Here is a 20,181-nt window from a genome sequence, read left to right on the forward strand (position 1 = left end):
AGTAGCTTCTTGAGCAAAGCGGCCTTCCGTTCACTTGAATAACGAGCCATTCGACACTCTTTATCCTCCCCCGGTCTTCACTTGTAGATAGATCAGATCAGGCGACAACTATCCTGACACCGGGGGATGGGGAGTCTTCCAGTCCAAAACACGCATTCGGGTTGATAGTCGTGCAGCAGCAAAATAACACGACTCCTCTCGCCTTTAATCGGAAAAAAGATTAATAAATCTGAAATTATATTAATTTATATTTTATGAGTTGCCTTTCAATGCAAACCATCATGAAATACGCCGGTCGGCAACGTGGCATAGGCCACACTGCCGCAGCCTGTACCTTGTATTTCTGTGGTGTAATGAATCACCTTTTATTGGCGCCTTATATCAAGGCGCCATTTTTTCATGTCTCTCTCTGGAGTGACGAAGGTCGTTGATGACGCGAACGTCCGATTACGCTTCGCTAATCGAACCTACCAATTTCCTATAAACCATTGGTACAAACCAGATCAAAGGGTGCTCAATCTCCCTTCTCCCCTTGCGGGAGAAGGGTCGGGGATGAGGGGAAGGAAAAAGAGATTACGCGATAAACGTTGGGCTTCGCAGGCTCAGCACCAACCTACGAGATAAGTCATAGCCAATCCAAAGAATATATTTAACTTGGGTGTGCAAATATATCCACCATATTTAAAAGCACCTCAATAAACTTATATTATCATTTCATTTTTCAAAGTTAAGAAACTTTTTTCTATGACATCAAGGTGAACCTTAACATTGTGAGACAGTACCTTGAAGTGCATTTCCTTAAGCTTTGCTATCATTTCAGTACGTTGAGGCTCAGGATAGTGATCATATGCAGATGCTCCCTTTTGAAAGTCAACATTACTATTAACACCTTGTAATAACTTCTCTATAGATGAACCAAGAACCTCTGAAAACTGAACCTGCATAGCTAATAAGGCTTGCACTGCAGTAGATGATCCAACTTCATGAAACGGTATATTTCCTAATGCTTTAGCATAGGAATTTACCACGCTATCGTGATAAACGTTATATATCTCAACATTCACCATCCCCTCTTTAGAACAGGAAGAGTCTATAATGTCTCTAATTTTTTTAGAGAAATGGTGTGCTGCTTCTGCGACTGCTAAAACGTCTTTCCTTCTATCCTTTTGTCTTGACACCTTGTCATGACTAGCAATCCAAGAGGACGCAATGATCGCTAACACCGAACCACCAGCCTGAATCCAAGCGGGGAGTTCATTTGTGCTACCAAACTTCAAATATGCCCCAATAACCAAAAAGCTCACTAACAATAATGTAAATAAATGACGATTATAAGAGCGAAGTTGTGGTAATTTATTTTCCCAATAATTTCTCATTTTAAACATTTCCAGAAGTGATACGTTCCTAAAAGTACCGCATGTTTGCATTTGATTGGCTAATCGTAAGCCAATCGCGGTAAATCCCTTTACCGCTGTCCCAATAGTTCACTCCCCCAACCTCTCCGCCAATCCGGAATAACGCTCGGTCTTTTTCCGTACCGCCTGTGCCAGCAGGGCGCGATCGCCGTAGAGATCGAGTTTCGCCTTGGCGCGGGTGATGCCGGTATAGACCAGCTCGCGGGTCAGCAGCGGGCTGGGGCTGTCGGGCAGCACCAGCACGGTATGGGCAAACTCGGAGCCTTGGGATTTGTGGATGGTCATGGCGTAGACCGTCTCGTGAGGCGGCAGGCGGCTTGGCAAAAGCGCCCGCAGGGTGCCATCCGGCTGCTCAAACCATACCTTCAACCGGCCAGTTTCATCGGGCAGGCAGAGCCCCATATCACCGTTGTAGAGGCCGACGCCGTGATCGTTGCGCACCACCATCACCGGACGACCGGCATACCAGTCGCCATCGCGGGCAATCAGGCCAGCCCGTGACAGGGCCAGTTCGAGCCGCTCGTTTAGCCCCAGCACACCGAACGGGCCATCGCGCAGGGCGCAGAGGATCTGGAAGCTGTTGAATGCCTTGAACACGGCGGCGGGCGCTTCCCCCGCGCGGGCCGCCTTCAGATAGCTGCCGTAACCGGCTACCCCCTGGGCAATCAGGGCGTCGTAGGCCTCCCCCGCCCATGGGTGCAGGCTGATATCGGCGAATCCTGCGCCCCAGACTGATTCCACCGCAGTGGCATCGCCGCTGTTGCAGGCGCGCGCCAGCTGACCGATGCCGGAGTGCTGATCAAAGCGCCAGCTCTTGGCCAGCAAGCAGAGGCTGTCGCGCACTGGGGCCCCCGCGGGCGTGCCCTGCAGGCGGTAGCCAGTCTGGCGGGAGAGCCACTCCGCCTGCGCCGGGCTAATGCCCTGTTCGATAAAGCTGCAGATATCGCCGAGCACGGCCCCCGCCTCCACCGAGGCGAGCTGATCCTTGTCGCCGAGCAGGATCAGGCGGGCGTGGCTTGGCAGCGCATCGAGCAGGCGCGCCATCATCGGCAAATCGACCATGGAGGCCTCATCCACCACCAGCAGGTCGAGGTGCAGCGGGTTGCCCGCGTGGTGGCGGAACTGGCTGCGCCCCGGAATGACCCCGAGCAGCCGGTGCAGGGTGCCCGCTTCGGTTGGGATCGCTTCGACCCACTCGGGGGGCAGATCGAGGGCCTGCAGGGCAGAGCCGATACTCTCGGTCAGGCGCGCCGCCGCCTTGCCGGTGGGGGCCACCAGCCGGATCGCCGGGGCCTTGCCTGCTTGCAGGCCGGTCTCCACCAGAATGGCGAGCAGTTTGGCGACCGTGGTGGTCTTGCCGGTACCGGGGCCACCCGAGATCACCGCAAAGGGGCGCGCCGCCGCGGTGGCCGCCGCCAGCTTCTGGCCGTTGCAGCAGAGCGCCTCGGGCACCAGCGCATCCAGTTTGCTCAAGTCGCTCGCCGCCAGGGCGCTGGCCAGCAGCCCTTCGATGGCGGGCCAATCCACTTCATTCGGGAACACCAGATCCAGATACTTCTCGATAAAGTGGCGGGCCGAAAAGTCGGGGGCGAGGCGGGCCTTGAGCAGCGCCGCGAACACCAGCCCGTAGTCGCGGGCAAACAGCCGCGACAGGGCCGGGGCTATCTCCGGCCATTCGGCGCGCTCGCTCAGGGCGCGCAGGTGGCGGGCCACCCCCTGCTCGTGATCGTGGTAGCGGGTGAGATAGAGCCGCCCGTGCCACAGCCGCAGCGGCCAGCGCGGGGCGAGCCCCTCATCCTGTTCGGTACCCACGAGCGGGCTTGCCGCAAACAGGGCGGGCCAGCGGGCAGGATCCGCCAGATCCCCCAGCAGATCCCGGCTCTGCTGGGGATCCAGCCCGAACGGGCGCAAGGATCCGGCGATGAGCATCTCCAGCGGCAAACAGACATGGCCACGCCCCAGTTCGAAGCAGGTGAGCGCAGCACCCAGCACCAGCTCGGGGCTGCCGCCAAGGTCTGCCACCAGCCGGGCAAATTGCAGATCCAGCTGGCGGATGCGGCCAGCCAGCGCCAGTGTTTTCAACCGTTCAACCATCATTGCGCTGGCTGCGGTGCTGATCATGGTGCCGCTCATGCCTCTACCTCGTTTAATTCTGCTGATGAAACACCGCCAGAGCGATCACCATTTCTAAACAACTTATCCAGCCCCAGCACCAGTTCACGGCTCGGGCGGGTATGGAAAATGCCCCCCTGCGGCATGCCGCGCAGGAACAGATAGAAGACCCCGCCAAAATGCTGCTCGAAGTCGTAGCCCGGCAGGCGCAGGGTGAGCAGCCGGTGCAGCGCCAGCGAGTAGAGCTGGTATTGCAGGTCGTAGCGGTGCTCGGCCATCGCCCGCTCCAGCGCCGAACGGCTGTAATCGGCGGGGCTCATGCCGAGGTGGTTGGATTTGTAGTCGAGCAGATACCAGCGCCCCTGCCACTCGAACACCAGATCGATAAAGCCCTTGAGCATCCCCTGCACGGTGGCAAAGCTGAGCGGCTTGTTGCCCCGCGACAACGGGTCGTGCTGCTGGCAGAGGGCGGTCAGCGCCGGTGCCGTCACCCGCCCCATGGGCAGGAAGAACTCCAGCTCCACCTGTTTGCGCTCGGCACTCAAGTCCCGCAGCCGCACCGGCTCGCCAAAGCCAGTCTCCAGCGGGGTATCCAGCATCGCCTCCACCTGCTGTTGCAGCACTTGGGCCCAGCTCTCGTCGAAGCCGTCTTGCAGCAACAGACTGGCGATATGCTCTGCCAACGGTTCTCCCGCGGCGCTTTGAAAGTCGATGGTCTCGAACAGGCTGTGCAGCAAGGTGCCGGGGCGCGCCCCTTTCGGGAAGGTGAAGATGGAGGGTTGTAGCTCGTCCTCTTCGTGTACAACAGCCGCCTCGGCAACGACCTCCACATCGAAGCCGGGATTGGCGAGTACGCCCTTGCTGTGGCCGTGACCCTGCGCCGCCAGCCCGGAGTAGGAGCTGATCCACCAGTCCCGCTCAAGGGAACCGCTAAAGTGGCGCACCTGCGGCTCGCCCAACTGCTCCTCCTCTGGCGGCAGCGGGGCCGGACGGGTGAGCGAGGGCTCACCGACGGCCACTCCGGGCAGCGCCTGCGCCAGCTCGGTCAGAGCGGTCGCCAGCGTCTGCGCATCCCCCTCTTCGCCCTTTTGCAGCAGGTAACCGATGGCGGTGTGGTGCAGGTCGGTCTTCTCCGACTTGCCCGCTCCCGCCCGCACCGGTGCCAGCCCCAGCCAGGTGGCGTAGACGCCCCGGGTCAGCGCCACATAGAGCAGCCGCAAATCTTCGGCAAGGCGCTCCCTGTCCGCTTCGGCGAGCGACGAGTCGGCGCCGGTCAGATCGAGAATGGTGCGATTGCCCGACTCATCCGCCTCGTGATAGAGCGGGGTCTCGGCGGTTCTGTGGCTGCAGATAAAGGGCAGGAATACCAGCGGGTACTCCAGCCCCTTGGATTTGTGGATGGTGACGATCTGCACCAGCTTGCGCTCGGATTCGAGGCGCAGTACCTGCTCCGCATCCTGCCCGTTGGGGCGGCTCACCGCCTCCCCCAACCAGCGCAGCAGGGCATATTCGCCATCCAGCTCGCTGCTCACCTGTTGCAGCAGCTCGCCAAGATGGAGGAAGTTGGTCAGCCGCCGCTCGCCATAGGGACTCGCCAAAAGCGAAGAGGCGAGATTGCGCCGGTGCAGCAGGGCCCGCAGCATGGCCAGCACGCCACGGCGGTGCCAGATCTTGCGGTACTCCATAAACTCCTGCACCGCGCTCTCCCACGCCCGCTCGTCGCTGGCCAGCCCATCGAGCGCCTTGGCGTCGAGATCAAACAGGCCGGTGGCCAGCGCCGCCCGCAGGCTGCGCTCTTCGCTCGGGTTCTGGCAGGCGTGCAAAATCAGCAGGATCTCCCGCGCCTCCGTCTGCTCCAGCACGCTCTCGCGGTTCGACAGATAGACGGAGGCGATGGCGAGGCGCGCCAGCTCCTGCTGCACCAGCTTGCCCTCGGCGCCGGTGCGCACCAGCACGGCGATATCTCCGGCCTTCACCGCCTTGTCGCCGATCCGCGCCTTGCCCTCGCGGGCCAGAGTCAGCAGGCGGTGGATCTCGGCGGCGGTGGCGCGGGCCATCTTGCTCTGGTAATCCCCCCGATTGAAGGTGGGCTGGCCGGTCAGCTGCCAGCAGTGGAGCACAGGGGCGGTGACGCCATCGAGCAGCAACGCCTTGCTCTTGCCCTGCGCCTCCACCGGCAGGAAGGGGATATCCGCCTCGTAGATAAAGGGATCTTTCGCCCGCTCGAACAGGCCGTTGACCGCCCCCACCAGCGCACTGCTGGAGCGCCAGTTGCGCCCGAGGGTGTAGTGGGCGCTCACATTTCGCCGCGCCTGAATGTAGGTAAAGATGTCGGCGCCGCGAAAGCCGTAGATGGCCTGCTTGGGGTCACCGATCATCAATAGCGCCGTGTCGGTGTGGCCGCCGTAAAGCCGATGGAAGATGCGGTACTGCTGGGGATCGGTATCCTGAAATTCGTCGATCATCGCCACCCGGTAGGTTGCGCGAATGCGCTCGCAGAGCCGCTCGCCAAGGCTTGAGCCAAGCGCTCCGTCGAGATCCTTGAGCAGGTCATCGAACGAGAGCTGATGGGCTTGGCGCTTGCTGGCCTGCATCCGGCTACGCACTACTTTGGCGGCCCGTTGCAGGATGAGATCGCGAATACCGGGGCGGCTGGCCAGAAGCTCGTCTATCTGGCTGAACAGCGGCAGGGTCGGCACGGCGCCCCCCTTCTTGAGGTTCTCCTCCAGCGCCGTCTGGCCGAAGCGCTCCAGCTCCTTGGGAATGGCGTAGCCACTGCCCTCGTCCTGTGCCCAGTCGGCTATCTTGGCAAGCCACCCTTCGTAGTTCTTGCCGGTGTAGCGGCTGATCTGGCCGTCGGTCTGGCGGCGGATCTCATCCATCTGCGCCAGCCACTCGCGCTTCACCGCCGCGATGCGACTCATGGCGGCCTGATGGCGGGCGGCGAGGGTCTCGTCCCCCAGCGCGGGATGGATCTCCAGCTCGCTGTTGTCGAGCCAGCTGCCCATCTCCCGCAGCAGGGCGGCGGGACTCGGCCAGAGCGCGCGCACGGCGCTGGCGAGGGCTTTATCCACCGGATAGAACTCGGCGCGCCAGTAGTCGCTCACCGCCTGCAGCCTGAGCTGACTGTCGTCGGTGAGAAATTCGGTCTCAAAGAGGGCACCCGACTCGAAGGCGTTCTGTTTCAGCATCCGCTGGCAGAAGCCGTGGATGGTAAAGACCGCCGCCTCGTCCATCTGGCGCTCGGCGGCCAGCAGGCGACGGGCCGCCAGCTCGTGATCCGCCACCTCTGCCAGCAATTGGGCCAGCAGGGCATCATTGCTATGGCCGCGCATAAAGGCGAGCCGCGCCTCGTGGATGCGACCGCGGATCCGCCCGCGCAGCTCGGCGGTGGCCGCTTCGGTAAAGGTCACCACCAGAATTTCGGTCACCGAGAGTGGCCGCTCGTGGGCGCTGGGCTGACCGGCATCGGCGCCCTCTTCGACGAGCGGGCCATGGCCCAGCAGCAGGCGCAGGTAGAGACCGGCGATGGTGTAGGTCTTGCCGGTACCGGCGGAGGCTTCGATCAGTCGTTCACCATGGAGGGGAAAACGCAGGGTATTGAGCGGGTTAGCCATTATTTCAGCTCCTCCAGGGTCTTGAGCAGCGGGGTCAGGTGTTCGCGGGCCAGCGCCTGCAACTGACCAAGCACCTCGTCATCGAGTTCGGGGAAGCAGCGGGCGACGTAAACGTCTTGCCCCTCCCCATTTATCATCCAGCCGCCGTTGAAACGGGTGAGGGCCGCCTTGTCGGCCGCCTCCGGCTTGTCGGGATCCTTCTCGATCGCCTTGAGCCAATCCCAGGCAGTGTTGGGGAAGAAGGGCAGCGGCCGCTTCATCCCCTGCGCCCAGCACGCCACCAGCGCTGCCAGCTTGGGCCGCGCCTCGTCGGCAGCAAGAGCAGGCAGACGCAGACTCTGTTTGGCGTCGAACAACAGGGTGTCGCCGGGGGCGCCGCTCAATGAGAGGCAGAGGTGCTGGATCCAGCCCAGCAGCAGATCCTTGCCGTTGAAGCTGCCGGGTTTGACCACCAGCAAACGCCCCTTCTGGGTGTCGATCCACCCTTGCAACTGGCCCTGAGTGAGGGAAATATCGATCTCCACCGCCTGCTTTTCTGACTCATTGGCCGCAACCCATGGCCGCAGCCGATCCGCCAGCTTGCCCATCTCGGCATCCAGATCGTCCAGCAGCAGGCTGCCGAACCACCCTTGCGGCAGCAGGCCGGTGAGCTGCAACCGCTCGCGACGCTCGGTGCTATCCCCCTCTGCCAGATGGGCATCGAGCAGCAGATCTTTCAGCTGATAATGTTGCAGGCTATCCAGCTCGAACGGCTCGCTATCCTCGATGTTGGCTTCGTTCAGCTCAAACCACACCTTGAGACGGCGGTTGAGGAAATATTTGGTGGGCTGGCGATAGAAGCGCAGCAGCTCCGCCAGCTCCAGCCCCTGCTCCTTGCCCCATTCGGGGGGCAACGGCAGCTCGCCGCTCTGGAAGTTGGCCGCGCCACGCACCGGATTGAGGGCGGGCAGCCAGTCGGCGGCATAGGTAAAGAGGCGTGAACCCGCCTCCGGATAGAAGTAGTTGCGGCTGTAGGGGGTGAGCGGATGCGCCACCATCAGGTGGTTGAGCAGCCGCTTGCCGGAGGTTTCATCGTCGAGATCCTCATCCCCCGCCAGCACAAAGCCCTGCCGCACATAGTCGATCAGCTCCGCCAGCAGCACCGATGGCACCTTGTCGCTGTTGTCCTGCGCGCTGAAGCCCTGATAGCTGATATAGAGCCCCTGCTGGGCACTGAGCAACGCCTCGAGGAAGAGATAGCGGTCATCATCACGGCGGGAGCGATCCCCCCGCCGCGACGCCACCGCCATCAGATCGAACCCCATGGGGGCCAGGGTGCGCGGGTAGACGCCATCGTTCATGCCGAGCAGGCAGACCTGCCGGAAGGGGATGGAGCGCATCGGCATCAGGGTGCAGAAGTTGACCTGACCGGCGAGGAAGCGCTGGCTGGAGCGGGACTCCCCCAGCACGCTGCCGAGGTAATCCTGCAGCAGATCGGCGGTGATGGGCTGCTCGAAGCGAGCCTCGCCAAGCCGGGTCTGCCACTCGGCCAGCTGGCTGCGAATGAGCTGGAGCTGACGCTCTTCATCCTCGTCAGCCAGATAGAAGCGCTCCAGCAGCGCCAGCAGGCAGGCGTTCCAATCGGCCAGCGGCTGCGCCTGTTGCAGGCGGGGCAGAAACTCGGCCAGCGAATCGACGAACCAGGCGAGCTTGCCGAGCGCCAAGCTCTGCTGACCCTCGATATCGGCATAGGGCAGAATGCCCGCCACCGGCTCGCCATCGCCCATGGCAAAACCGAGCAGCATGCGGCGCAGGCCGAACAGCCAGCTGTTGCCGGACATGGGCGGCAGATCGAAACGGACGGGGTAGCCGTCATCCAGCCCCCAGCGGATGCCGGTCTCCTGCACCCAGACCCGCAGCTGGTTGAACTCGTCGTCATCCAGCTCGAAGCGGCGCAGCACGGCGGGCACCTCGAGAATGGCGAGCAGCTCCCCTGCCCCGAAACGGGCGTTGGGCAGCCTGAGCAGGGCGAGGAAGCTTTGCAGCAGCGGGCTCTCCTGACTCGCCGCCCGATCCGATACCGCAAACGGGATCTGGCCGCGCGCGCCAAACACCGCCTGAATGTAGGGGCCGTAGCTGTTCACATCCGGCATCATCACCACCACATCTTTCGGGGTGAGGGTCGGATCCTGCTCGAACAGCGCCAGCAGCCGATCGTGCAGCACCTCGAGTTCGCGCATCGGGCCGTGGCAGGCGTGGATCTGCAAGGATCCATCCGCCGGATCGATCGGGCTCTTGTGGTGGCTGCTGTCGAGATCGAACTGACCGGCGCCTCGCTCGGCCAGCTCCAGCACATCCTTCTGGATGGCGCGCAGCAGGCTGACATTGCCCTTGCCATCCACCTCGTCGATATCGACGAAGGCCTCGATTTGCGGCACCTCCAGCTCCATCAGCTGGTGCAGGTAGTCGCGCCCCAGCTTGCCCATGGAGGCGAGCAGCGGGTTGGCGGGGCCCTGCAACGTCTCGATATCGGTGCCGGGTTTGAGCTTGTTTTCGAGGCGCGCCAGCGTCTTGCGATCCAGCAGATCCCCCCAGTAGTAGCGGCAGGGGTTGGTGACGAACAGGTGCACCTCCACCTCCGGCCGACTGCCGAGGGCCAGCAGCGCCTCCACATAGCGCGGCGGCAGTGCCGAGATGCCGAACACGAAGACCCGCTGCGGCAGCTTGCCCGGCAGATCGGCGGTGCGCTCCAGCTCGTGGATAAACTCCTCGTAGAGGTTGGCGCGGTGGTAGCCGCTCGGAGAGAGCGCCAGCGTGCGGGCCACCAGCTCGCGCCACAGCTCGGGCTGCCAATCCTGACCGCTCACCCCGGCCAGCTCCTGACTTAATCCTTCCCCCTCTTCCCAACGGGCGATCCAGTCCGGCCGATAGACCAGATACTGGTCAAAGAGATCCGCTACCTTCTGGCAGAGCTGCCACAACCGCACCTGCTCGGGATCCTGGGCGGGATCCTCGTCCTCTCCACCGCCCAGATAGGCGGCAAGCGGGGCAAAGGCGGGGCGATCCAGCAAGGCAGGCAGAATGGTCATCAGCTGCCAGCTCATGGATCCCTTGTTGTAGGGGCTCTGGCGCGGCACATCCGCCAGCACCCGGGTGAACATCTCCCAGATAAAGCTGGCGGGCAGCGGAAAGTCGATATTGGCGGCGATGCCGAAGGCCTTGGCCAGCTCCAGCTTGAGCCACTGGGCCATGCCCGGACTCTGCACCAGGATCTGCTCCCGATCGAAGGGGTGAGAGAGAGGGGCCTGCCGGATGCGGCTCACCAGCAGCTCTTTGAGCAGATCCAGCTGATTGGAGTGGTAGAGGGTAAACATGAGCAATTCCCGCCTGTGGATGAGAGGGGGCGAGGGAAAAGGCGAGCCATTTCCGTCACTTCACAAGAGAGGGAATTGTCGGGGATCGGGGGATAAGATGCAAAAGGCACTTGTGGCCAGCGGCAGGCAAGAGACGGAATCATGAAGGGCGCCGCAGATTTGGCTCGCCGCCTCACCGGTACGGAAAACGCAGACAGAAAAAAGCCGGTGCAGGGCACCGGCCAAAAGGCATTGGAAAACTCAAACTGACTGGCTGTTACCAGTTTTTGCCGAGACGGGCATCCACACTGAAAGCCCCTGCTCCGGCTGCCGCCAGCGCCAGGAAACCACCGGCGACGGAGACGTTCTTCATAAACATCAGCATCTGCATCTGTTCGGCAGGCTGGTAGTGGAAAATAAAGGCGGCCATCAGGGTGAAACCGGCCATCAGCACCGACAGGCTGCGAGTAAAGAGACCCAGCATGATGGCGAGGCCACCACCCAGCTCAAGCAGGATCACCAGCGGCAGGATAAAACCCGGCACCCCCATCGCTTCCATATAGCCCTGGGTGCCGGCGTAACCACCGATCTTGCCCCAGCCCGCAATCACGAACATCAGCGCCAGCAGTACACGACCCGCCAGCAGCGCTACATCTTTCATCTTGTCCATTTCACTTTCCTCGTTTAACTCGTATCGCCACTGACCAATCAGGGCAGGTCAAATAACAGGGCCTGAGTGGCACTTGTCGCAACCAACTCCCACCGGTATTCATCACGACTGAGTACCCCGTCGCCGGGTCGGGCAGCCAGACCGTTGGCGGTCAGCTCCCCTGAAATCATCTGCAGGTAACCATGTCGGCCAGCCAGTGCCCAGTCGAGCGTTTCGCCCGGGGCCAGCTCCAGCCGCCATACGCGGGCCTGCTGGCGGATCACGAAGGATCCCGCCTCGCCATCCGGTGACGCCACCAGCGTCATACCCGGTCTGGACTCAATTTGCTTCTGCTGATATCCGGGTGGCGTGCCGACTTCATTCGGCTCGATCCAGATCTGCAACAGGGAGAGGGGTTCCGTCTGCGAGGGGTTGTACTCGCTGTGACGGATCCCGCTGCCTGCGCTCATCAGCTGGAAATCCCCTGCCGGGATCTGCTCGACATGGCCGAGGCTGTCCTTGTGCTCAATGGTGCCTTGCAGCACGCAAGTGAGGATCTCCATATTGGCGTGAGGGTGGGTGGCGAATCCGCCACCCGGCGCAACCAGATCCTGATTGATCACCCGCAGCACCGAGTGTCCCATCCACTCCGGGTCGTAGTAGTGACCGAAGGAGAAGCTGTGGCGTGCGTCCAGCCAGCCGAAGTTGGCCTTGCCTCGCGCCTCTGCGGCTCTCAATTTCATCATGGTGTGCTCCTCATCTATCCGGGGTTCGGTTTAGCGATCTTTACCACCGCCGAGACCGAACGGAATGCGATACTCGCTGCTCTCGCCAGCCAGGCTGACAGTCAGGTTGCCCTGAGTACGACCCGGGATCTTCACCTGCTGGGTGCCCATCAGGTTGGCGTGGACCGATGCCAGCAGATCGCCAGACTCGTCGCGCACTTCCAGCATCGGGTTGGCTTTGCCATCCAGCGCTGCGGTGGAGTGCCACTTCACAAACAGCACACCCGGGGTGGCGTTGAAGTCAGCCGGTACGGCAGCGTGGGCGAAACCTGTGGTCATCAGGCCTGCAACGGCCAGCATCTTGATTACGTTTTTCATGTTCATTCACTCTCTTGTTTTATATGTCATTGCCAAGGCCAGCTCGGCCAGAATCAATGCATCCATGCAAGAGGTCATTCAAATAGTGTGTTGTTCTTTCACCGACATCAGACATGCCGATTTGGCCTGTCACAGTGCGGAACTTCCCGCATATTTGGCCGCCAGACGTTCCTGCCTAAGCGATGATTGAATATTAAAGGTGCTTGGCTTAACTTGTTAGCGAGATAATCTGGCGAACATATTCAAAAAAATTGAAGGTGAAAAATGGCCAAGGAGTCGAACAAGGAACGCGCACTCACCCTGGAGGCGATCCGGGTGCTGGATGCCATCGACCGCCGTGGCAGCTTCGCGGCGGCGGCCGACGAGCTGGGCAAAGTACCTTCGGCATTGAGTTACACGGTGCAAAAGCTGGAAGACGAACTGGATGCCATGCTGTTCGACCGCAGCGGCCACCGCACCAAGTTCACCCCGGCGGGGCGCATGCTGCTGGAACGCGGGCGGGTGCTGCTGGAGGCAGCCGAGCATCTGGTGGGCGAGACCCGGGCGCTGGCCCGCGGCTGGGAAACCGACATCACCATCGCCGTCGATGCGCTGGTGCCCCTGCAGGCGCTCTACCCGCTGGTAGATCGGCTGGCCGAGCAGACCGATACCCGGCTCAGACTGCGCGCCGAAGTGCTGGCGGGCAGCTGGGAGTGTCTGGAGGATGGCCGCGCCGACCTGCTTATCTCCTCCCTCAACCCGGATATCGTGATGACCGGCATCAAGCATCAGGTGCTGAAAGAGGAGGTGATGCTCTATGTCGCCCACCCCGACCACCCTCTCCATCAGGAGCCGGAGCCCCTCGCCGACGAGACCCTGCGCCGCTATCGCGCCATCGCCGTCGCCGATACCGCGCTGCGCAAGCCGGTGCTCACCTACCGCCTGCTCGACAAGCAGCCACGCCTCACCGTCAGCACCATGGCGGAGAAGCGCGATGCCCTGCTGGCCGGGCTAGGCATCGGCACCATGCCGCAGAGCTGGATTGAGGAGGACATCAAGGCCGGTCGGCTCAAGGTGATCAGCCCCGAGTACCGCCATCAGCTCCAGGTGGTGCTGGCCTGGCGCCGCGATACCATGGGCAAGGCCAAAAGCTGGCTGGTGCGGGAGATCCCAAAGCTGTTTCAAAATAGCGGCAGTGAATAAGCGTCGTTTTGCCAGCACCATTCGCCATAACAAAAAAAGAGGGGGAGCTACATGCTCCCCCTCTCTCATCTTCGGCACACCTTGTCAGGTATGGCTTACTGGTTCGCTTCGGCAAACTTCTTCATCGCCTCTGCGTGTTTGGTCATACCATCGGCACGCTCGTTGAGGTTCTTGATGAACTCTGCTTTTTTGGCCGGATCCTGAATGCGATCATAGCGTTGCTTCAGGTTGGCTTCGATCTGTTCCGGCGTCATATCCTTCATGCGCGCCATCTTGTCGTGACGGCCACCGTGGTGTTTACCGCCCATCATGCCGCCATCCATCGGGCAATCCACCATGGCACCGGGCTCGGGAGCCGGGGCAGTTTGCGTGGCTGCATAGGCACCGATCGGCAGGCCAAGGATCAGGGTGGCGGTCATCAGAGTTTTGGTCAGTTTTTTCATGGTCTATCTCCTGTCGGATGATTCGGGTTCGGCTCTCTCGCCTTGCCCTCAAGTAAACACCCGACCGGTGTCTGAACTTTGCCAGCATCGCCCTTTTTTGTAGCAGAGTGTGGCATCAGGCGGATCTGGCACACTTTGACACAAACCGCGCAGCGTATTTTCGTATACTCGTGCCAACGCCAAGCAGGGGAGGTATTCATGAATCAGGGCAGCACCCACATTCTGGTGGTCGACGACCACAGTGAGATCCGCGATCTCTTGAAGCGCTTTCTGGAACAGCACGGCCTGCGGGTCAGCTGCGCCCGGGATGGCAAGGAGATGAAACGGCTGCTGGAGGAGCGGGAGTTCGATCTGCTGGTACTGGATCTGATGATGCCGGGCGAGGACGGTCTGACCCTCTGCCGCGAACTGCGCGCCAAATCGAGCCTGCCCATCATCATGCTCACCGCCATGGGGGAAGAGACCGACCGCATCATAGGGCTGGAGATGGGAGCCGATGACTATCTGGCCAAACCCTTCAACCCGCGCGAATTGTTGGCGCGGATCAAGGCGGTGATGCGCCGCACCCAGGCGGATAACCAACCCGCCGCCGAGACCCTGACCCGGGATCTGCGCTTCGATCGCTGGCTGCTCGATATCAATCGCCGCGAGCTGGTCGATGAGGATGGGGTGGGCCTGAGCCTCTCCACGGCCGAGTTCGATCTGCTCAAGGTGTTTCTGGAACGCCCGCAGCGGGTGCTGAGCCGGGATCAACTGCTGGATCTGGCCCGTGGTCGCGAGGCAGTCGCCTTCGATCGCGCCATCGACACCCTGGTTAGCCGGCTGCGCCGCAAGCTGGAGCGGGATCCCAAGAATCCGGAACTGATCAAGACCATCTGGGGTGGCGGTTATATGTTCTCGGCCGATGTAGCGCAGGTATAAGCGGTGAATGCATTGAAACAGCTGTGTGCACGGATGTGGCCCAAGGGGCTGACCGGGCAGATCATTCTGGTGGCGCTGGCGGGCTTGATCCTGATCCAGCTGCTCAGCATCCAGATCTACCGTTCGGATCGGGAGGAAGCGCTCGGCTTCGTCAACAGCCGCAACGCCATGCAGCGGATCATCTCGGTGGTGCGGCTGCTCTCCCTCTCTCCCCCCTCGCTCTACGACGAGATCCTCAAGGCGAGCCGCAGCGAAACCCTGCTGTTGCGAATTGAAAACGAACCGATGCAGCCCGACAACCGCAGCCCCCGCTTCGAGCAGCTGGTGCGCTCGCGCCTTGGCTATCCCCCCGCGCTCACTATCGAGATCAGCGCCGAGCTGAAAGAGGATGCCCAGCGCAGCAAGGCGTGGGAGCACCACGCCCGCATGATGCGGGATCGCAAGGGGCCGCCGCCCCCGCGGGACATGCGGCTCTACGGCTCCATCGAACTGCCACAGGGTGGCTGGCTGCAGTTCAGCTCGCTGGTCGACAAGGAGGCCGGCAGCTGGTCATGGCAAACCACCTTCAACCTGATGCTGGTCGCCAGTCTGGTGATCGGGCTGATGGTGCTGCTGTTTCGTCGCGCCACCCGCCCCCTCAAGCAACTGGCAGGCAACGCCGAACGACTGGGACGCGGGGAGGATATCGAGCCCCTGAAAGAGGAGGGGCCGACCGAGATCCGCGAATCGATTCAGGCCTTCAACCGGATGCACACCCGGCTCGACCGCTTCGTGCAGGACAGAACCCGGATGCTGGCCGCCATCTCCCACGATCTGCGCACCCCCATCACCAGCCTGCGCCTGCGCAGCGAGTTTCTGGCCGATGGCGAGGACAAGGATCGCATCCAGCAGACCCTGCAACAGATGGAGCAGATGCTGGCCGCCACTCTCAGCTTTGCCCGCGAGGAGGGACAGCAGGAGGCTACGCGGGAACTGGATCTGGTCAGCCTTTTGGTCAGTCTGTGCGATGACTATGCCGATACCGGCCAGCCGGTTACCTGTCTGGCGGAAGGAAAAGAGGTCTACGCCTGCCGCGCCAACACCCTGCGCCGGGTACTGCAGAACCTCATCGGCAATGCCATCAAATACGCCGGCAGCGCCGAGGTCTCGCTGGAACGCACCCGCAGCGAGCTCTTGATCCGGGTCTGCGACCACGGCCCAGGGATCGATCCGGCTCGACTGGAGGATGTCTTCAAGCCGTTCGTGCGGCTCGACGAGGCGCGCAATACCGAGTCTGGCAGCGTGGGGCTGGGCCTCTCCATCGCCCGCACTCTGGTACATCAACACGGCGGTGAGCTTACCCTGCTCAATCGGCCTGAGGGCGGACTGGAGGCCAAAATCAGCCTGCCTCTGTAAGCCGTCACGGTATGAGTCCTGCTCGTTACAGCAATGCTGCCATCATGTAAACTTCATCGCCAGATCCCTTGTTCTTCCTCGTTGAAGGCAGTAATAATCGGCGTCTACAGACAGTTGCTGGCAATGGATTGGAGCAGGGATGGCTTCTTCTCGAATTGGACAAGCGTTCAGGGCAGGGTGTGGTTTTCTGCTGCTCATTATTGCCCTGCACGCCTCGGGAAAAGAGCCTGAGCAGTCCCTCGTCATCACCAACTCCAAGGCGTGGCAGCCCTTCTCCTATATCAATGAGTCGGGCCAGCCCGATGGCCTGCTGATCGACCTCTGGCGCGAATATGCTCGCGTCACCGGTCAGAAGATCGAATTCCGGCTGGTCGACTGGCAGCACTCCCTCGATCTGCTGCACGAAGGGAAGGCCGATGTGCATGCCGGTCTGCTCTGGTCACCGGAGCGCGACAAGCTGTTCGACTATGGCCTCCCCCTCGCCCAGCTCGACTCCCAGCTCTTCTTCTCCAACGAGCTGCGCGGCACCGATGTCCACTACTACCTGCTCCATGAGACTGTCGGCGTCGTCGCTGGCGGTTATGAAGAGTACTACGCCAAGCGCTACTTCCCGGGCACCAAACTGCAGACCTTCGATGACAACGACACCCTGCTGGCAGCAGCCTTTCGGGGCGATATAAAGGCCTTTATCGCCGATCTGCAGGTCGCCAACTTCTACATCTATACCTCGGCAGATCCGACCCGCTTCATTCCGGTGCGTCACCTCTATACCGACCAGATCCGCTTTGCCGTCAAGAAAGGGGATCTCGCCCTGCTGGCCAAGCTCGAAGAGGGATTCGCCAGGATCAAGGAGAGCGACCGGGAGCGGATCATCCGCAAATGGATGCATGTAGAGACCGTCTACCCCATCCATCTCGGACCCTGGCTACTGCTGGCGGCGGGCCTCGTCATGGTGGCCTATATCGTGCAGCTGCGCCGGGCCGTCGCCAATCGCACGGCAGAGCTGAGCCGCGCCAATGCCCGGCTCGAAAAGCTGGCCAGCACTGATCCGCTGACGGGCCTCCTCAACCGGCGCGCCTTTATCCCGTCACTGGAACAGCGGCTGACCAGCGGCACACCCTGCGCTCTGCTGCTGTTCGACGTGGATCATTTCAAGGAGACCAACGATAAATTTGGCCACAACGTGGGCGACAAACTGCTGGAAAAACTGGCCGAAAGCATAGCCATCATCTTGCCGGAGCAGAGTCTGTTTGCACGCATTGGCGGTGAGGAGTTTTGCGTCCTGCTGCCGAGCGATAACCTGCAGGCGACCGGATTGTGGGCGGCATGCCTCTGTCAGGAATCCAATAAAGAGCGGCTGGAGACCACACTTGGTGAGGTCACCCTCTCCATCAGCACAGGAGCAGTCTGGATTTCAGCCAGGGAGAGTATCGACACCGATCAGCTGCTGCGACAGGCAGACCAGCTGATGTATCAAGCCAAAGCCAATGGTCGCAACACCTGGCAGGCGGCACCATATCAGGCAACGGCCAACCCGATCGATGCCCAATAAAAACGGCCGCCATCGAATGATGGCGGCCGTGAGGCATTATGTCTGTCAGAAGTTGTAGGTGACACCCAGATTGTAGCGGCGACCATCCAGCACTGTGCCATAGCTGCTGTAATCCACCGTCTTGTCGAACAGGTTGTAGACCCCGGCGGTCAGATCGAGATGCTTGTTGGCCTTGTAGACCAGCCCCATGTCAAAGAAGGTATAGGAGGGTGTCCCCTCCGCCATCTTGACCCGGCTCAGGTACTCGGAGGTCTCGCCACGGAAGTTGACTCGCGACCAGAGGCTGAGGTCCTCGGTGGTCTGCCAGTCGACGCTGCCGTTGACCATGTGGCGTGGCATCTGGTTGAGGGCATTACCCGCGAGCGGGCCACTCTTCTGCTCGGACTGGGTAAAGGTATAGCTGCCGCTGACCGACCACTTGTCGTTGATCGCCCAATCCATCATGCTCTCGACGCCACGCATGTTCGCCTTGTCGACGTTGACCCGATCGCTGATGAAGTCATAGCTGTGACCATTGAGAGTACAGGCCGGATCGCTCTTGCTGGTGCAGCGACGAACTTCGGAGATCTTGTTCTTGAAGTCGGTGTTGAACAGGGTCACCCCGGCGTTCAAGCCCTGATGGCCATTCCAGAGCAGGCCAATCTCTTCACTCACGCTGGTCTCGGGTTTGAGCTCCGGGTTGCCGACCAGCATCCCATCCAGACTGCCACCGCCGGTGACCTGACCCCAGTTGGCCGCAGACATACGCAAATCGGGGGAACGATAGCCGGTCGATACACCCCCTTTCAGGGTCCAGCTATCATCCAGATGCCAGACACCGTAGAGGCGCGGGCTCCAGTGAGAGCCGTAGTTCTGATCCCGATCCATGCGGGCGCCCCCTGTCAGGGCAAAGCTGTCAGTGAGTGACCACTCATCCTCGACAAACATCGCCCAGCTCCAGCGGGTAAGCTGCTCGGCAGGGTTGGCCACTTTCAGGTTATTGCCCTGATCGTGCAGATCCTCATAGCGATACTGCCCACCGACGCTCAGGTAGTGATCCCCCAGAATGAACTGGGTGTGGGTATCGGCGATGGTGTTGGTAAGCTCCATCTTGCGGCCGGGGTTGGTGTTGGTCTCCTGCTGCAGATAGCTGCTGGAAGAGCCGAAATCATACTGGCCATCATGGGTCAGCGCATAGTTGGTTCGCTCGTAGCGATACAGGCTATCTTTCGCCTTGGCATCCAGCGAATTGCCTGCCGTGCGATCCCGATCCTGCAAGCTGCGACTGGCCTCCAGATCGAAGCGGTTGTGCTCGTCGGGCTTGAAGCTGAGCACGGCTGTACCGCTGCGGGTCTCCTGCTCGGCAAAGCCTTGGGTAAACTTATCCTCGCCACGATGGGCCAGCTGACCATTGAAGCGCAGCCCCAACACACCATCGATCAGTGAACCTGCGGTATAGGCATCAGTCTGGAAGCTGTTGCCGGCATCTTTGTTCTCCTGGAAGGTCGAATCAGCGTGCACCGAGCCCTGCCAGGCCAGACCGGTGGTCTTGCGGGTAATCACGTTAATCACGCCGCCCATGGCATCTGAACCATAACGGGATGACATAGGGCCACGCACGACCTCAATCCGTTCGATTGCCTGCAGCGGCGGTAACCAACCCTGCTCGATACCCGGTCCATCACTATTGGGGCGGGTACCACGGCTATCCACCTTTTTGCCATCAACCAGCATCAGGGTGTATTTCGAGCCCATACCGCGAATGCTGATATCGCTGCTGCTGCCACCACCGGTCACCACCACACCGGGAACATCCTTCAGGGCGTCAGTCACATCGCGATAGGCGCGCTTCTCCAACTGCTCGCGAGTAATGACGGAGATAGAAGCTGCGGAATCCTCGATTTTTTGCTGAAAACCCGAGGCGGTGACAACCATCACTTCCTGTTCGGAAGCTACGGCGTGAATAGAGAGAAGAGAACCGATCAGCAAGGCAAGCTTGCTTGGTTGTATTGTTGTCATGATTTGGCCTGAACGTTTCAAGTAGGAAAGTGGCGTATTCCCTTACTTCACTCGTTACAAGACCCGGCCTCCTGCCGGGGACGGTGATTAATAAATGCTTATTTGAAACGCAACTTATTAATCGGTCTGGATTGTAACGACCAGGACAAGATCAATCAAACAATAATCATTATCATTTGCGTGATTGCAGTTAAACCTGCTCAGACGCGAAGCATCAGTCAAGATGGTTTATAACATTATGATTTATAATGATAAATTTACTTATAGGAGAGATTGGCAGGAGCAGGTTGCAAACCTGTGCTGATAACAACAGACCAGATACCTGGATTTCAGGGAATAAAAAACCCCGCTCGATGAGCGGGGTTTCTTGTATTGGGTGCCTGGCAGTGTCCTACTCTCGCATGGCGAATGCCACACTACCATCGGCGCTACCGCGTTTCACTTCTGAGTTCGGCATGGGAT

General features: G+C 60.7%; 13 protein-coding genes. 4 read left to right on the top strand and 9 right to left on the bottom strand.

All coding sequences use genetic code 11. From position 1 onward, the window contains the following. Positions 1-701: 701 nt before the first annotated feature. The 7 genes from AAHA41_RS22215 to AAHA41_RS22245 all read right to left on the bottom strand — a co-directional run bounded on the left by AAHA41_RS22215 (position 702) and on the right by AAHA41_RS22245 (position 12,234). Complete coding sequence (locus tag AAHA41_RS22215; protein WP_323071198.1) at positions 702-1,376, bottom strand: hypothetical protein; 675 nt, start codon at positions 1,374-1,376, stop codon at positions 702-704. Positions 1,377-1,484: 108 nt separating this feature from the next. After that, positions 1,485-3,548, bottom strand: a complete 2,064-nt coding sequence (recD, locus tag AAHA41_RS22220; RefSeq protein ID WP_323071197.1) for an exodeoxyribonuclease V subunit alpha — start codon at positions 3,546-3,548, stop codon at positions 1,485-1,487. Beyond that, positions 3,545-7,144 carry an exodeoxyribonuclease V subunit beta gene (gene recB, locus AAHA41_RS22225; protein WP_323071196.1) on the bottom strand — a complete coding sequence of 1,200 codons (3,600 nt, stop codon included), beginning with the start codon at positions 7,142-7,144 and terminating at the stop codon, positions 3,545-3,547. The genes recD and recB overlap by 4 nt, the downstream gene beginning before the upstream one ends. Next, the gene (recC, locus tag AAHA41_RS22230; protein ID WP_323071194.1) at positions 7,144-10,497 is read right to left on the bottom strand and encodes an exodeoxyribonuclease V subunit gamma; all 3,354 of its coding nucleotides are present in this window, start codon (positions 10,495-10,497) and stop codon (positions 7,144-7,146) included. Before recC ends, recB begins: the two co-directional genes overlap by 1 nt. 256 nt (positions 10,498-10,753) lie before the next feature. Next, positions 10,754-11,146 (bottom strand): DoxX family protein, encoded by a 393-nt coding sequence (locus AAHA41_RS22235; protein ID WP_041210053.1) that lies wholly within the window; start codon positions 11,144-11,146, stop codon positions 10,754-10,756. Positions 11,147-11,184: 38 nt separating this feature from the next. Next, positions 11,185-11,871, bottom strand: a complete 687-nt coding sequence (locus AAHA41_RS22240; RefSeq protein ID WP_323071193.1) for a pirin family protein — start codon at positions 11,869-11,871, stop codon at positions 11,185-11,187. A 30-nt stretch (positions 11,872-11,901) separates the two neighbouring features. Beyond that, a complete protein-coding gene (locus AAHA41_RS22245) occupies positions 11,902-12,234 on the bottom strand; it encodes a hypothetical protein (protein ID WP_041210051.1) in 333 nt (110 codons plus the stop codon). 258 nt (positions 12,235-12,492) lie between these two features. Here AAHA41_RS22245 and AAHA41_RS22250 point away from each other — a divergent pair, with 258 nt between their 5' ends. Next, positions 12,493-13,410, top strand: coding sequence for a LysR family transcriptional regulator (locus AAHA41_RS22250; RefSeq protein WP_104015941.1), 918 nt, complete (start codon positions 12,493-12,495; stop codon positions 13,408-13,410). A 95-nt stretch (positions 13,411-13,505) separates the two neighbouring features. Here the strand turns inward: AAHA41_RS22250 and AAHA41_RS22255 are convergent, their stop codons facing one another. Beyond that, on the bottom strand, positions 13,506-13,853 hold the full coding sequence (locus AAHA41_RS22255; protein WP_182926880.1) for a hypothetical protein: 348 nt from the start codon (positions 13,851-13,853) through the stop codon (positions 13,506-13,508). A gap of 198 nt (positions 13,854-14,051) precedes the next feature. Here AAHA41_RS22255 and AAHA41_RS22260 point away from each other — a divergent pair, with 198 nt between their 5' ends. The 3 genes from AAHA41_RS22260 (at position 14,052) to AAHA41_RS22270 (ending at position 17,721) form a co-directional block, all read left to right on the top strand. Further along, positions 14,052-14,774, top strand: a complete 723-nt coding sequence (locus AAHA41_RS22260) for a response regulator (protein ID WP_139396018.1) — start codon at positions 14,052-14,054, stop codon at positions 14,772-14,774. 33 nt (positions 14,775-14,807) lie between these two features. Then, the gene (locus tag AAHA41_RS22265) at positions 14,808-16,169 is read left to right on the top strand and encodes an ATP-binding protein (protein WP_323071199.1); all 1,362 of its coding nucleotides are present in this window, start codon (positions 14,808-14,810) and stop codon (positions 16,167-16,169) included. A gap of 139 nt (positions 16,170-16,308) precedes the next feature. Beyond that, positions 16,309-17,721, top strand: a complete 1,413-nt coding sequence (locus tag AAHA41_RS22270; protein ID WP_323071191.1) for a sensor domain-containing diguanylate cyclase — start codon at positions 16,309-16,311, stop codon at positions 17,719-17,721. A 45-nt stretch (positions 17,722-17,766) separates the two neighbouring features. On the opposite strand, the gene AAHA41_RS22275 is transcribed toward AAHA41_RS22270, so the two are convergent. After that, on the bottom strand, positions 17,767-19,719 hold the full coding sequence (locus AAHA41_RS22275) for a ligand-gated channel protein (protein WP_323071190.1): 1,953 nt from the start codon (positions 19,717-19,719) through the stop codon (positions 17,767-17,769). Between the last annotated feature and the right edge of the window lie 462 nt (positions 19,720-20,181).

It is taken from the genome of Aeromonas sp. SER, from assembly GCF_038739615.1.
Classification (GTDB): Bacteria; Pseudomonadota; Gammaproteobacteria; order Enterobacterales; family Aeromonadaceae; genus Aeromonas; species Aeromonas jandaei.